The sequence below is a fragment of the Oleiphilus sp. HI0066 genome, assembly GCF_001635725.1.
Window position 1 is genome coordinate 1 of the sequence record NZ_LWFH01001200.1, and the last position, 13,558, is coordinate 13,558.

14 protein-coding genes are annotated in these 13,558 nt (G+C 45.7%); 7 read left to right on the forward strand and 7 right to left on the reverse strand.

All coding sequences use genetic code 11. The annotated features are described in order from the left end of the window. The 7 genes from A3738_RS16250 to A3738_RS16280 all read right to left on the reverse strand — a co-directional run. Positions 1 to 463, reverse strand: a 463-nt coding sequence (locus A3738_RS16250) for an enoyl-CoA hydratase-related protein (RefSeq protein WP_197473891.1), incomplete at its 3' end; no start/stop codon positions are given. A 26-nt stretch (positions 464 to 489) separates the two neighbouring features. After that, positions 490 to 2,094 carry a carboxyl transferase domain-containing protein gene (locus A3738_RS16255; protein WP_068479642.1) on the reverse strand — a complete coding sequence of 535 codons (1,605 nt, stop codon included), beginning with the start codon at positions 2,092 to 2,094 and terminating at the stop codon, positions 490 to 492. 12 nt (positions 2,095 to 2,106) lie between these two features. Next, complete coding sequence (locus tag A3738_RS16260) at positions 2,107 to 3,279, reverse strand: isovaleryl-CoA dehydrogenase (protein ID WP_369819815.1); 1,173 nt, start codon at positions 3,277 to 3,279, stop codon at positions 2,107 to 2,109. A gap of 57 nt (positions 3,280 to 3,336) precedes the next feature. After that, positions 3,337 to 3,714 carry a MerR family DNA-binding transcriptional regulator gene (locus A3738_RS16265; protein WP_068479644.1) on the reverse strand — a complete coding sequence of 126 codons (378 nt, stop codon included), beginning with the start codon at positions 3,712 to 3,714 and terminating at the stop codon, positions 3,337 to 3,339. A gap of 72 nt (positions 3,715 to 3,786) precedes the next feature. Continuing rightward, positions 3,787 to 4,485 (reverse strand): transglutaminase-like cysteine peptidase, encoded by a 699-nt coding sequence (locus A3738_RS16270; protein ID WP_197473657.1) that lies wholly within the window; start codon positions 4,483 to 4,485, stop codon positions 3,787 to 3,789. Then, positions 4,485 to 5,117, reverse strand: coding sequence for a type II secretion system protein N (locus tag A3738_RS16275; protein ID WP_068479646.1), 633 nt, complete (start codon positions 5,115 to 5,117; stop codon positions 4,485 to 4,487). The genes A3738_RS16270 and A3738_RS16275 overlap by 1 nt, the downstream gene beginning before the upstream one ends. Positions 5,118 to 5,237: 120 nt before the next feature. Next, complete coding sequence (locus tag A3738_RS16280; RefSeq protein WP_156502719.1) at positions 5,238 to 7,238, reverse strand: methyl-accepting chemotaxis protein; 2,001 nt, start codon at positions 7,236 to 7,238, stop codon at positions 5,238 to 5,240. A 302-nt stretch (positions 7,239 to 7,540) separates the two neighbouring features. Between A3738_RS16280 and gspE the strand changes: the two genes are divergently transcribed. From gspE to gspK, 7 genes are read left to right on the forward strand one after another with little or no spacing between them, the layout of a single operon-like run. Beyond that, positions 7,541 to 9,067 carry a type II secretion system ATPase GspE gene (gene gspE, locus A3738_RS16285; protein WP_369819816.1) on the forward strand — a complete coding sequence of 509 codons (1,527 nt, stop codon included), beginning with the start codon at positions 7,541 to 7,543 and terminating at the stop codon, positions 9,065 to 9,067. 2 nt (positions 9,068 to 9,069) lie between these two features. Then, the gene (gene gspF / locus A3738_RS16290) at positions 9,070 to 10,281 is read left to right on the forward strand and encodes a type II secretion system inner membrane protein GspF (RefSeq protein WP_068479650.1); all 1,212 of its coding nucleotides are present in this window, start codon (positions 9,070 to 9,072) and stop codon (positions 10,279 to 10,281) included. Positions 10,282 to 10,310: 29 nt separating this feature from the next. After that, the gene (gene gspG / locus A3738_RS16295) at positions 10,311 to 10,748 is read left to right on the forward strand and encodes a type II secretion system major pseudopilin GspG (protein ID WP_068479652.1); all 438 of its coding nucleotides are present in this window, start codon (positions 10,311 to 10,313) and stop codon (positions 10,746 to 10,748) included. A 3-nt stretch (positions 10,749 to 10,751) separates the two neighbouring features. Then, positions 10,752 to 11,360 (forward strand): type II secretion system minor pseudopilin GspH, encoded by a 609-nt coding sequence (gene gspH, locus A3738_RS16300; RefSeq protein WP_068479654.1) that lies wholly within the window; start codon positions 10,752 to 10,754, stop codon positions 11,358 to 11,360. Then, entirely contained in the window at positions 11,360 to 11,740 is a 381-nt protein-coding gene (gspI, locus tag A3738_RS16305) for a type II secretion system minor pseudopilin GspI (RefSeq protein ID WP_068479656.1), read from the forward strand. Before gspH ends, gspI begins: the two co-directional genes overlap by 1 nt. A gap of 4 nt (positions 11,741 to 11,744) precedes the next feature. Beyond that, the gene (gspJ, locus tag A3738_RS16310; protein WP_156502718.1) at positions 11,745 to 12,542 is read left to right on the forward strand and encodes a type II secretion system minor pseudopilin GspJ; all 798 of its coding nucleotides are present in this window, start codon (positions 11,745 to 11,747) and stop codon (positions 12,540 to 12,542) included. Next, entirely contained in the window at positions 12,539 to 13,558 is a 1,020-nt protein-coding gene (gene gspK / locus A3738_RS16315) for a type II secretion system minor pseudopilin GspK (RefSeq protein WP_082878522.1), read from the forward strand. Before gspJ ends, gspK begins: the two co-directional genes overlap by 4 nt.

Below are 13,558 nucleotides of genomic sequence, written 5' to 3' on the forward strand. Positions count from 1 at the left end.
CCATCGCTTTGAGGACATACGGGCTAATTGTTGCAGGGCTTAAACCTAGTTTTACTTCGCTCAAGCAAAACTTAGCATTATCAGACGCGATGGCAATGTCACAGCAACTAATCAGGCCAAGAGCACCACCGAACGCGGCGCCTTGAATTTTAACGATGGTTGGGACGGACAAGGTGTTAAGCGTCTCCATCAACAATGCGAGTTGCTTGGCGTCTTCAAGATTTTGCTGGTAATCCAGTGAGGCCATACGTTTCATCCATGACAGGTCAGCGCCAGCACTAAAGCTCTTTCCTGTTGCACTCAGGCAGAGTACTCGCACAGAAGGGTTTTGCTCAACTTCGGTAAGCTTAGTAAGTAAAGAAGCAATTGTTTCATCGCCAAAAGCATTATGCTTATCCGGACGATTAAGCACGAGACGCGCCGTATGGTTCTCTATTTTCAAGATTACAGATTGCTCTGACATTGTATTACTCTAATGCTCGTAAAAACTTACATTCGGAAGACGCCAAATTGCGTGTCTTGAATGTCTTTATTCATGCTTGCCGATAGTGCCATGGCAAGGACCTCACGCGTTTGCGCGGGTTCAATAATGCCATCATCCCATAACCTAGCTGTTGCATAATAGGGGTGAGATTGCCTTTCAAATTGATCAATAATAGGTTGTTTCAGTTTCGCCTCATCATCGTCAGACCAAGATTCACCGCGCTTTGCCATGCTATCGCGCTTTACTTGAGCAAGCACACCTGCTGCTTGTTCGCCGCCCATCACTGAAATGCGCGCGTTAGGCCACATCCACAAAAACCGAGGGTGATAGGCTCGACCGCACATTCCATAATTACCAGCGCCAAAACTGCCGCCAATAATGACTGTAAACTTAGGGACTTTCGCGCAGGCGACGGCCATCACCATCTTTGCGCCGTGCTTGGCAATGCCGCCTTCTTCAAACGACTTGCCGACCATGAATCCGGTGATATTTTGTAGAAAAACCAAAGGGATTTTTCGTTGCGAGCAAAGCTCAATAAAGTGAGCGCCTTTTTGCGCAGACTCAGAAAACAGAATGCCATTATTTGCGACGATACCAACCGGAAAACCGTCAATATGCGCGAATCCGCATACGAGCGTGTCGCCAAAATACTGCTTAAATTCTTGGAAGTTTGAGTTGTCGACAATTCTTGCAATGACTTCACGCACGTCATAAGGGGTTTTCAAGTCGCTCGGTACAGTGCCATTCAGTTCACTAGAGTCGTAGATAGGTTTAGCGGGTGTCTTACGTTCAATGGGATTTGCTTTTTTCCAATTAAGGTGTGCAACGCAATCTCTGGCAATCTGCAGCGCATGTTCTTCGCTATCAGCGTAATGATCCGCAACACCGCTTACTTTGCAGTGAACATCTGCACCACCCAAGGATTCGGCACTTACTTCTTCCCCTGTAGCGGCTTTCACTAACGGAGGGCCGGCCAGAAATATTGTACTGTGCTCACGAACCATAATGCTTTCATCAGCCATAGCGGGAACGTACGCGCCACCAGCTGTGCACAAGCCGAGTACGACAGCTATTTGAGGAATGCCTTTGGCTGACATATTTGCTTGGCGGTAAAAAATATTACCAAAATCGTCTTCATCAGGAAACACCTCGTCCTGGTTCGGTAGATTTGCTCCACCTGAATCAACCAGGTATACGCATGGCAGTCTATTCTCTTCCGCAATGGTAAGTGCGCGAAGGTGCTTTTTAACTGATAGAGGGTAATATGTTCCTCCCTTGATGGTCGAGTCGTTTACCACGACCATACATTCGGTGTTATTGATTATGCCGATACCACAGATAGCGCCAGCAGCAGGGATATCTTCGTCGTAAACTTCATGCGCCGCTAAAGCGCTCAACTCTAAAAACGGTGTACCAGGATCGAGTAGATGAGCGAGTCGCTCGCGAGGCAGCAATTTACCTTTAGCTCGATGACGCTCTGCGATATTATGCGGGGTTGATGCGTTAGCAGACAGTTTTTCACGTAGGTCGTCGACTAAGGCATCCATTGTGTCGCGTCGCGAATTAAACTCCGCACTGCCTACGGTCACTTTTGATTTGATGACTGGCATAGCTTGCTCCGTTTAGCGCGTTTCGTTGAACAGTTCACGACCAATTAACATCCGGCGCACTTCTGATGTGCCAGCACCGATCTCGTACAGTTTCGCGTCACGCAACAAACGCCCGGTGTCGTATTCGTTGATGTAGCCGTTGCCGCCTAATATCTGGATGGCATCTAAGGCCATTTTTGTTGCAGCTTCGGCGCAATAAAGAATAACGCCAGCGGCATCTTTTCTTGTTGTTTCCCCTCGATCAGCTGCTTGAGCGACGGTATATAAGTAAGCTCGTGACGCGTTGAGAGATGTGTACATGTCGGCGACTTTGCCTTGGATCAATTGAAACTCACCAATCGATTGACCAAATTGCTTACGCTCGTGGATGTACGGCACAACGTTGTCCATGCAGGCTTGCATGATGCCGGTTGGCCCGCCACTAAGAACAATTCGTTCGTAATCTAGCCCGCTCATAAGGACTTTTACACCCTTGTTTTCACCTCCTAATACGTTCTCGACGGGCACTTCAACGTTCTCAAATACCAACTCACAAGTGTTCGAACCGCGCATTCCAAGCTTGTCGAGCTTTGGTGAACGAGAGAAACCCTTCCAATCTCTCTCAACAATGAACGCTGTGATGCCATGAGCATTTAATTGAGGGTCGGTTTTGGCGTAGATGACGTAGGTGTTCGCATCTGGCCCGTTCGTAATCCACATTTTGCTACCGTTAAGGACGTAGTGGTCGCCCTTATATTCAGCGCGCAGCTTCATGCTAACGACATCGCTTCCCGCGTTCGGTTCGCTCATTGCTAAAGCGCCGATATGCTCTCCTGAACAGAGCTTGGGTAGATATTTGCGGCGTTGCTCGTCATTACCGTTTCGGTGTATTTGGTTAATGCATAAATTCGAGTGGGCACCGTAACTCAGGCCGATAGAGGCGCTACCACGGCTGATCTCTTCCATTGCAACAACGTGCGCCATGTAACCCAGACCGCTGCCACCAAATTCCTCTGGTATGGTCATTCCTAATAAACCAAGTTCACCAAACTTGGGCCACATTTCGTTTGGAAATTCGTTTTCTGAATCAACAAGGCTGGCGATAGGGCTGATTTTATCGCGAGTAAACGCCGCAACTTGGTCGCGTAGCATGTCGCAGGTTTCGCCAAGGTTGAAATTAAGTTGTTGCATTGATGCAATGCCCATGAGTGACTCCTGTAATGCTTTGATCCTCAGGCAACAACGCCTGAAAAGTAATTATATTTATTTGCTTAAAGCGTTTAGTGCTTCTTGGCAGCGCTCTTCGGCGCCATTTAATTCGTTTTCCATTGCTTGGATATCTAAAAGCTGTTGCGCCAATATGTTTTTTCTCTCGCGTATTTTTTCGAGTAGCTTGATTAACTGTGCTTCGTTATTGCCGCGAGGTTTATACATATCGATCAGCTCTTTTGATTCGGCGAGCGAAAGACCTAAGCGTTTACCGCGTAAAATGAGCTTTAGACGAACCCGGTCAGCTTCTGCGTATATACGCGTTTGACCATCACGTTTTGGACTTAATAGCCCTTCAGATTCATAGAATCGCATTGTGCGTGTAGTGATATCGAACTCGTGCGATAACTCTGAAATTGAATAGCTAGGCATGTAGCGCTCATTTGTATAACTAAGAAAGGATAAGAGGGTATAGTTACGTTAACGTAAACGTCAAGCTGTAATTTACTTATTTGATTCTCTTCGCAGCATGAGAATGCCTTGACGGCGAAGCATGTCGGACCAATTATCCATAATACTTGGATCACCGACACGTTTCGCATTACTACGACTAAAGCGGTTTAACCAGACGCCAAGCCCATTGAAACCATAAACGGGTTCTAAATCCGTGCGCTGAGAGGCCGGTAAGATATTCTTATTGATGTTGTCGAGTATGAGTGGCTCTGAGTTTGGTGTTGGGTAGTATGCCAATACCATGTGCGCTTGATTAAGCTCTAGAGCCTTTACATAAGAGATTTGAAGTTTGCTTTCGTCAACACCCGCGAATAGCAAAGTAAAGAACTTAGCGATCGCGTAGTCTTCACAGTCTCCGGCATTTTTAGCTAGTAACTCTACAGGGGTCGCCCAGTAGTCGGTGTCTCCCCATAGTTCGATATCGTCTATAAACGCCGCTTGGTTGAAGAAATCGTTAACTTGTTTTAGCTGTGCTAGCTCGACATCTTGTGTGTACGACTGTTTAAGGTCCCAAGCCATACTTTGCCAATCGACAAGGCGTTGTGCGGCATCACTGCCAAATCGTTGCTCTACGACCTCTAACAATTGATTTTTAAATTCCACAGCAAACGACGTCATTGCAGGTGTGATGAGCATTGCGGCTAACGCAATGTAGAGGTATTGCGTTAAAGAATTAAAGCGAAATGCCATCATGGCTGTTTTAGTTTGGCCCTTAGTGCGGATAGCTTGTCTTTAATACTTTTTTTGTCAGCGGCAGAGAGGTTGTTTCTCATCGTGTTGATGTTGGTTACGTCTACTGGTGGAGTTGTGATTGTGGGTATTGGTTCCGGCTCAGGAGTTGTACTGGCAACGAAGTTGCTGGAGCTCAGCTTAGGAAATTCGAGCGTTTCGAGTGAACCTGCGCGATCAAGCACAATTCGGTCTCTGTATACGGCATGCAAAGTCGCATTGCCTGGAAGTTGATCACCAATTGCGTAATTCAAAGTTGTGCGATCTGGCCCTTCGACAAGTGCTTTGGCTCGCTTAGGATCGTTGCTTGCTGACACCCCTGTTAAAGTTAAACGAAGACGGGTTTTTGGAAGATTTTCTTGTTTTGTTATTTGGGCTGCAGGCGCAGAAAAGTCCCCAAAAAGCTCAAATTTTGCGATATTTCTTTTGGGTGTTCGCTCTGGTGTGATCGCTTGTTTTGGAATGTTTGAAGCCTGCTGCTCTTTCTTCGAGGTTTCATCTAAATAAAATGGGTATAACTGGTATGCAGTTGCCGCGACCGAACCCGCTAGTAATAAAAGTGCGATGATCCATGGAAATTGTTTAGCGAGCATGTTTACTAAAATCCGCGACGATTCATAATGTAATTGTTATTAAACGGTGCCGTCATACAAATAGTTTGACGCACGATTTATAAACTTATCATAAAGGTGCGCCAGAGAGTGAGTGGTGCGTTAAATTTTGAAGTTGTTGATTAAGGCTTCAAGGTTCTGCGTGCTAGACATAAGTTGATCACTTGCTGTCAGAGATTCGTCAGCATTTGTTTGAGACTGAGCTCCAAGTTGAGATATTTGTTGAGCGCTGTTTTGAATGTGCTCGGTCATCATTGACTGCTCTTCGGCGGCGCCTGCAATTTGCTGGCTCATCGCAACAATGCTTCCTACGCTGTTTACGATTTGTTCGAGGGCCGCGCTGACTTCAGCGCTGTGTGAAACCGTTTCATCAGTCGTTTGGTGGCTCTTGGTCATTGAGTTGACAGCAAGACCAACACCTTTGTGGAGTTTGTCTACCATTAAATCGATATCTTCGGTCGACTTTTGAGTGCGCTGTGACAAGGTTCGTACCTCGTCAGCTACCACGGCAAAGCCGCGTCCTTGTTCTCCAGCTCGAGCAGCTTCGATCGCGGCATTCAAAGCGAGAAGATTGGTTTGCTCTGCAATGGCTTTAATCTCGACCAATGCATTCGTAATTTCTTTACTGTCGTCCGATACCTTGTGGATGTGGTCGACAGAAAGTTTTATTTCGTTCGCTAGGCGATCAATAGCTGTAACGGTTGCTTGAACGATCGATTGTCCAGTTTGTGCACGTGCCTCAGCTTGTTGCGCCGCTTCAGAGGTTTGAGCCGTGTTTTGAGCGACTTCACCAACTGCTGCAACCATTTGGGTCATCGCATTTGAGATTTCATCGGTTTCAGCTTTTTGTTTGTGGAAAGTGTCGCGTGTTTCCGTTGCAATGTCGTTGAGCTTGTTTGCGTCAGTCGATAAGCCATTAATCATGAAGCGAGCTGTTTCAATGAGCTGTTTGACTTGCATGGTCATATCGTTAAAGGAGTACGTGAGCGCGCCAAGTTCGTCTGACGATTGCTTTTCCATTTTGACGGTGAGATCGCCTGAAGCAACGCGTTTGGCAGCTACCGAGAAAGATTCAATCGCGCGCTTCACAGACATCGAAAAGCCCGTGTACAGATAAGCAATTACGATCAATACGACAAAAATAGTGCTGAACAGGTAAACCAAATAAGATTGCTGTTCTTGAATGCGTGCTTTAAGAATATCGCTTAATTCAGTCGCCGCAATCTCATTTAAATTCTCGAGCTGTACGTAGGTTTCATCGATCTCATTACTGAACAGCTGCCAGTCTAGCGATAAACGCACCGCATTCATTAGGTCTTCATCGATGGTGGTATTTAGCTTGTTGATGTTTGAACTGATACTGCTGAGCGCTTGCTTGAGTTCGGGGTTTATATTGCCTTCTTGCTCAAGCAGTGCGTTCAACTTGTCTTGGGCTAACAGTAGAGCTTCGTATTGACGATTGAGCTCATCGCTTGCGAGATAGCTAAGGTTGCCATCGTATAACGAATAAACGCCATAGGTTCTGACCTGCGCAAGTAGTGGTGATAGAGAGTTGTTTAAGGTTGAAGCGATTTGAAAGTATGACTGGATCAACGGATCTTCGTCTAAAGCCAAATGGGTCGATTGGGCAACGTCTAGAGCCAATTGCTGAACAGAGCTTTCTAGCTTCTTATACGAGTTTCGCTGGCTGGCAATATCAAGGTCTTGAGGAGTATTAATGACATCAGATTGCGCCGCTTTCAAAGCTTCAACGATCTCTGGGTTTAGCACACTCAAATCTTCTGAGATGTTTTCCAATAGATCGTTATTTAAATTATTGCTTCGCCGAGATTGATTTGCGAACGCCATATTTTGACGCTGTCGATTTAATGACTCAAAGTCAATCTGACGCTGAAAGTTGTGTTCATACGACAGTAGCGAAAAGTATATACCTGCGCCCCCTAACTTGTTTTTAGAGTCGCTAATTTGATCCTGAAGCTGAGAAAGAAGAATCCATCCAAGTGCGGCAATCGGCAGTATCCATAGAATACTGATTAACGCGAACTTTTGTGTGTAGCTAAGGCGATTCATTAATGCAATCGCAGGGGACATTAGGCTATTCAAGAAAACTCCTGTTTTTTCTAACTTGATGTACTTGGTAAACAAGCTGTCATAGCGTTGTGTTAATTAATATCGGCTATGAGGTCTGATAATTTAGTCCATTATCTGTGTTTCGCTAATTAAATCGGCGCATAGTTTACGGCATCGTGACGGGTGTGACGCATGGCTCAGTTTAAACTCGACTTACAATGATTTAATGTACTGTGCTTACGGTGCGCCGATAAATACACATAGAATGGCGTCCTGTTTTGGCAATTCGTTTTGGCTTTTGCCCCGATTATTTTTGAGATGATAGAGAGAGTTGCGTGACCGAACTCGCACCCGCACCTGATCAGCTAGAAGAAAACCTACCGTCAACAATCCCCGAGTTTGAAAGGCTTCCCTTCACATTCGCTAAAAAACAGGGGGTTGTTATTGCGTTGGTTAATGACGAACAAAAGGTTTTGTATCGCGCTGGAATCACTAATAGCGCATTCGTAGAAGTGAATCGTGTTACTCGTGGCTCGCTGGATTTTGAATTAGTTAGTGAGCAAGAATTCGAAGAAGCATTAAACGCGTCTTATCAAAGTGACTCAGCTGAGGCCATGCAAATGGTTGAGGGCTTGGGTGACGATATGGACCTTGCAAGCCTTGCAAACTCAGTGCCTGAAACTGAAGACCTCTTGGAGCAAGAAGACGACGCTCCTATTATCCGGTTGATTAACGCGATCTTGACCGAGGCTGTTAAAACAGGGGCGTCCGATGTGCATATCGAGACTTTCGAGAAACAGCTTGTCGTGCGTTTTCGTATTGATGGCATTTTGCGTGAGATCGTAAAGCCAAAACGTGCTTTGGCGCCGTTGCTCGTTTCTCGAATCAAGGTTATGTCTAAATTAGATATCGCCGAAAAACGGATTCCGCAAGATGGTCGTATCTCTCTTCGTGTTGGGGGGCGAGAAGTAGATGTTCGTGTATCCACAATGCCGTCAGCAAATGGTGAACGCATCGTTCTGCGTCTATTAGACAAAAACGCGGGGCGGCTAAGCATCCAACACTTAGGCATGACTGACCGTGATAGCGGAACGCTGAAATCTATTTTGGCTCAGCCACATGGAATTATGCTGGTCACGGGTCCGACTGGTTCTGGTAAAACAACCACACTATATGCCGGATTGTCTGAGATTAATGACCGTAGTCGAAACATACTTACGGTCGAAGATCCGATCGAGTACAACCTTCCAGGAGTCGGTCAAACCCAAGTAAATACGAAAGTGGATATGACTTTCGCTAGAGGCTTGCGCGCCATACTTCGTCAAGACCCAGATGTCGTGATGATCGGTGAAATTCGGGATTTAGAAACGGCGGAAATTGCAGTTCAAGCCAGTTTAACTGGTCACTTAGTGCTGTCTACACTGCATACTAATACGGCTGTTGGCTCTATAACCCGTATGATGGATATGGGTGTTGAGCCATTCTTGATTAGCAGCAGTCTCGTTGGAATTATTGCGCAGCGTCTAGTTCGAGTGCTTTGTGATGACTGTAAAGAAGCGTATGTTGCAGATGAGGGAACATGCAGATTGCTAGGAGTTGATCCTAAAAATCCACCAACCCTATACCGTGCCAAAGGGTGCAGTGAATGTAATCACTTAGGCTATCAAGGACGATTAGGTGTTTACGAGATTATCGAGATCGATAATCAGATGCGTAGCTTGATCCACGATCGTGCAAGTGAGAAAGAACTAGAAGCCTGCGCTCGAGAAAAATCCCCTGCAATTTTTGATGATGGGGCAAGGAAAATCTTAGATGGTGTGACGACTGTTGAAGAAGTCTTACGTGTCACACACAAAGGTTAGTTATGGCAGCCTTTGAATATGTCGCTCTTGATGAGCGTGGTAAAAAACAGAAAGGCGTTATAGAAGCGGATTCCGCGCGTCAGGTGCGTCAGTCTCTTCGAGATAAAGGATGGATGCCGCTCGAGGCGAATCAAGCGGCTGAACAAAAACAGTCTAAAAGTCTTCTAGCGCGTAAGCCAAGTTTGAGCGTACGCGATCTTGCTTTAGTTACTCGCCAAATCGCCACATTAGTTCAAAGCGGGATCCCTATCGAAGAAACGCTCAGTGCCGTGGCCTCTCAAAGTGAGAAACCTAATATTCGCAGTATGATTTTGGCGATTCGATCGAAGGTTTTAGAAGGTTTTACCTTGGCAGATAGCTTGGCGGAATACCCCGCGGCTTTCCCTAAGTTATATCGATCAACTGTTGCAGCTGGCGAAACTGCCGGGCATTTAGATTTAGTGTTGAATCGACTCGCTGATTATACCGAAGGACGTCAGGCTGCGCGTCAGAAAATCCAATTAGCAGCTATTTACCCAGTGATATTGTCGATCGTTGCAATTTCTATTGTTGTGTTCTTGTTGACCTATGTGGTGCCTGACATCATTGAGGTATTTATCAATAATGGGCAGGCTCTCCCTCCTTTGACGCAAGCTTTACTGAGCGTTAGCGACTTTTTAGCAGAATGGGGTGGATTACTAGCTGCATTGTTGGTGATCGCTTTTATTGGTTTCCAGTATATGTTGAAACGGCCCAGCTTTAGATTTCAGTGGCACCGACAATTGCTTGTTTGGCCATTTATTAAGAAATTGAGTCGGGGAACAAATACTGCTCAGTTTGCAAGTACCTTGAGTATTTTAACTAGCTCTGGCGTGCCGCTAGTTGAAGCGATGAAAATTAGTTCAGAGGTTCTCAGTAACGACTGTCTTAAAGCGTCATTACAAGACTCCGCGAAACAAGTCAGTGAAGGTGCGAGTCTGCACAAAGCGCTAGAGAATACGGGATATTTCCCACCGATGATGGTTCATATGATTGCTAGCGGTGAGTCTAGCGGCGAACTGGATCAGATGTTAGAGCGAACTGCGAGCCATCAAGAGAGTGATTTGGCCGCACTAATTGAAACGATTGTCGGTTTGTTCGAGCCCTTAATGCTCTTATTAATGGGGGGCGTGGTATTAATTATCGTCCTCGCGATTATGTTGCCAATCCTTGGAATGAGTAACTTGGTTGGCTAAAAAAAACTAATGAAGAAAGGTGTTATTCAATGAGTGTCCACGGTAAAAAACAACATGGTTTTACCTTGATTGAAATCATGGTTGTGATGGTTATTTTGGGTCTTTTAGTGGCAGTGGTAGCGCCAAATATACTTGGACGCGGGGAAGAAGCGAGAATTGGCGTTGCTAAAACGCAGTTGCGTAACGTTTCGTCTGCTCTGGATTTATATAAGCTCGATAATTTCAATTACCCTAGCACTGAGCAAGGTTTAGAGGCTTTGGTTAATAAGCCATCAGGTTCACCTGAACCAAAGAACTGGAGCAAAGATGGATACTTGCCAAGCGTTCCAAAAGATCCTTGGGGTGTTGAATATCAGTATGTAAGCCCAGGCTCTGAAGGTCCTTACGACCTGTATTCGTTTGGCGCAGATCAGCGCGAAGGCGGTGAGGGTGATGCGGCTGATATTAGTGTGCACGACTTGAACTAAGTTATGTTTTTTTCTTCCGAGCAATATCAACGTAATAAGGGCTTTACGCTCATTGAATTGTTGGTCGTGATGGTATTGCTTGGATTGCTCGCTGGCCTTGCTACGACGAGCTTCGGCGGTAATCAAGCGCGTGAATTGGATATAGAAACCAATAGAATGCATGCGCTCATGCGAACCGCGGCAAATGAAGCTATCTTTAGTAATGCTGAAATCGGTGTTCGAATTAGTGAGCAGGCTTACGATTTCATTTCGTACAACGAAGAAGAACAAAATTGGTCCCTCGCGACCAGCCCAGTCCTAAAACCTCAAGTATTGCCCGAATGGATGTTTCTCGAATTTGAGAGAGAAGGTGAAGAGGTAGTTCTCCCGAGCTCTGAAAAAGAAGAAAGTGAATTTGGTGGCAGTGTTTTTGATGATGACGATTCAAGTTCTACTAGCGATTCTTCTCTGCGGGATAAAAAGACGCCCGATTTCATGTTTCTGTCTAGCGGCGAGATTACCAATTTTACGGTACGTTTAAGTTTGCGAGACGACCTCGATATATTCAAAGAAGTTACGCTGAATGAGTTTGGGGAAATATCGTTACCCCACCTTGAAGATGAGTCTCAGTAATGTTTCGAACGAACCATGGCGGGTTTACGTTGATCGAGGTGCTTGTCGCGCTTGTTTACTTTTCTTTGATTGGTGTTGTTCTGCTTGAAGTGAGTGCATCATCTACCAACAACGTACTATCAGCTCGTTTAAATAGTTACGCAACGTGGATTGCTGAGAACAAGTTAACCCAGCTTCGTCTTGAGGAAGGCTTGCCAGCCACGCGAGAATATAAAGAAGACATCGAATATGGCACTGATGAGTGGCAGGTCGTGACGGCCGTTCAAGCGACAGAAAATCCAGATATCCATCGCGTTGAAGTGAGAGTGTCTCTTCGGCAGTCTGAAGATAATGAATTGTCGCAAATTCGTTCATTAACAGGGTTCATTGGTCGGTATTAATCGTATGCGTCGCAGTCATGGTTTTACCCTGTTAGAAGTATTGATAGCGATCAGTATTACTGCATTGATCGGCCTAGGGGCATGGCAATTGCTGAATACTGCAATACGCACCTACGAGTTGGGTCAGGAAAGTTTAGAGAGTTTGTCGCAATTGCAACGTGCTCAATTACTTATCGCTCGCGACTTCCAACAGGTCGTTCCCCGTGCAATTCGAGACGAATATGGTGATTATTCTGCCGCCTTACTTTCAGGTGATGAGTTTGATGTCGTCGAATTGACGCGTGTTGGATGGCGAAACCCAATTCAGGAAGAGCGTTCAGATACGCAGCGAGTCGCTTATTCAATCGATGATGGCGATTTGATAAGGCGTTATTGGAAGGTTCTTGACCGCGCCCAGGATTCGGAGGCGATTTCGCGAAGACTTTTAAGTGATGTTGAATCTTTCTCTGTTCGTTACCTCAATGATAGTGATGCATGGGTGGACGAGTGGCCACCTCAAGAGTTCGAGGTTGACGACTCTGAATTAGACAATATGCGCCGCTTCGTAGTGCTGCCAAAAGCTGTAGAAATCAATCTCTCTCATCCTCGCTACGGAAATATCTCTCGCCTTTTTCAGCTACCGAATTACCTGGAAAATACGCTTATTGACTCTCAGAGCGGGAATGGAGGGCAGGGTGAAAATAGTGATGATCAAAATGCCGGTGGTGATCAAGGCAACTCAGATGGGACGGGTTCCTCTAACAATGGCGCAGGAGAGCAAAATTCGTCACCTGATAATGGCATCACAGGCGGGAATTTATGATGCTAGGATTCTCGCAATCTTCCCCGTTTAAAGGCTCGCTCGTAAAGCAGCGTGGTGTCGCATTAATGCTTGTCATATTGATCTTCGCGCTAGTAGCGATTCTTGCAACAGGCATTTATAAACGACAAAAAATATTTATATACGGGGCGAGCGGTTTGGTTACTAGCGCACAAGCCTATGAATATGCGCTCGGGTCCGAGACTTATGCGCGGCGCTTGCTTTTAGAAGATTGGCGCGAAGACAAAGATAAAAACGAATTTGTAGACGATACTGCGCAAACGCAAGATGCCTTGTTGCTTCCTGTTGATAATGCTCTGTTGGAAGCTCAGTTTAATGACTTACACGGAAGAATTAATCTCAACGACCTTGTTTATGTTGATGGTGTGGCGAATCAAATAATGGCTGATCGGTTTAAGCGTTTGCTTAACAGACTCTCCCTTGATGATGTAAAGGTAGAGCGTTTTCAAGATTGGATAGATGAAAATCAAGATGCGACCGGTATTGAGGGCTATGAAGATGGAGAGTATCTATCGAAGGATGTGCCTTATCGCACTGGAGGGCAGGTGTTCGTGCATCCAAGCGAAATGTTGTTGATTGAGGGGGTGAACCAGGGAGCGTATGAAGTATTACTGCCTTTCGTATCGACTCTCCCTCAAGGTCGAGCGCCCATCAATGTTAATACGGCGAGCCCAGAAGTACTTCAAAGCCTCATTGAGAATTTGCCCGATGAGGTAGCCGAGAGTCTCGCGTCAAAATCAGACGAAACGCCTTGGGTAAACATCCAAGAATTTGCTCAAGAACCTGATTTAAAGGGACTTAAATTAGACCAAACCTATTTAGGTGTCGCATCAAGTTTTTATGAACTAGCGACACGCATAACGCTGGATGAGAGAAAAGTTCGATTGCGTTCAATTCTCTATCGCGCTCAAGAAGATGGTAGTGTAACCTTAATTCAACGTGATCAAGGCCAGAAGTACCTTATAACTAAGTCTGGTTCGCAAACGAGTACACAATAA